The 1,086-nt window shown below is 54.1% G+C and carries 2 protein-coding genes; both read left to right on the forward strand.

Features of this window, described 5'->3' with window-relative positions; all coding sequences use genetic code 11:
• Positions 1 to 610, forward strand: a 610-nt coding sequence (locus UU7_RS18650) for a hypothetical protein (RefSeq protein ID WP_007808151.1), incomplete at its 5' end; no start/stop codon positions are given.
• Entirely contained in the window at positions 607 to 1,011 is a 405-nt protein-coding gene (locus tag UU7_RS17705) for a hypothetical protein (RefSeq protein ID WP_083845973.1), read from the forward strand. The genes UU7_RS18650 and UU7_RS17705, both read left to right, overlap by 4 nt.
• Positions 1,012 to 1,086 lie beyond the last annotated feature (75 nt).

Raw genomic sequence — 1,086 nt, forward strand, 5'->3', positions numbered from 1 at the left:
TGACATTTGCATGGGGAACATGCAATGTGAAAGTAATGAAGGTGGCGGTGGCGACCCATATGCCGGGCACTTCTATGTTCAAGATCAGGAGGCTGGCGCCATACAGGAAGGTGAGACGCAGGATCAGCAAGCGATCGCGGCGGCAGCACCGTACGTGTATGGGGCCGCAAGCATGATCCCTGGCCTAAGTTTGGTGCAGTGTGTGGCAGAGGGATGTAGTGGAACCGATTGGGCGCTTGCCACTATCGCTGTTATTCCTGTTGAGGGGGAGGCGGCTACGGCGGCCAAGGCGCTTGAAAAGACTGCTGACTTGGCGAAGGGGGCAGCGGCAGCGGAACGTGGCCTGTGGAAGATCACGCAAGAGGGTACAGAGCGAGTTGTCCGCAGCGACAGATTTGGCAAGATCTACAAAAGTGAATCAGATGGCCTGTGGTGGGCGAGAGATACAGCAGGACATGGCGGATCTGAATGGAAGGTATTTCGCGAAAGTTCGAAGGGGCTTGAGTGGTATCGCGATGCCGACAAGTATGGTGACTTCATTGTTGGCAAGCACAAAGGCGATGTAGGTAAGTTCATTCCATGGAAAGAGCTCGCCGGGAGCGCATTTTGATTACCTCAGCCGAACAGTTCGTCCGACTAAGAAACAGTGACGTGCCCGCGGAATACTCGCTGGCTGCGGAGGATGAAGCACCAGTAGCCGTCTGGCTCGATGTGATTTCGCGCTTTCCCGAGATGCGGGAGTGGGTTGCTTACAACAAGACCGTTCCAATCGAAATTCTTGCGGTGCTCGCTCATGATGAATCGGCTTCAGTGCGGCTAACAGTGGCTGACAAACGAAAATTGACCCTTGAACTTTTTGACCTCCTGGCTCATGACCAGGATGAATTGGTTCGTCAACGGATCGCATACAACAAGAAGGCCCCCTTGCAATTGCTAGAGCGACTGTCAGTTGATGTGTCGCCACTTGTGCGCGATGCTGCTATGAAGCACCTTGGGAAGCGCGGCTCCTAATAAAGACTCAGGCCAGAGAAAGACTTTGAAGAAAGACGCAGCAATTTAAGGAGACGGTGAGCTGGGGCGACTCCG

The organism is Rhodanobacter spathiphylli B39 (genome assembly GCF_000264295.1).
Classification (GTDB): Bacteria; Pseudomonadota; Gammaproteobacteria; order Xanthomonadales; family Rhodanobacteraceae; genus Rhodanobacter; species Rhodanobacter spathiphylli.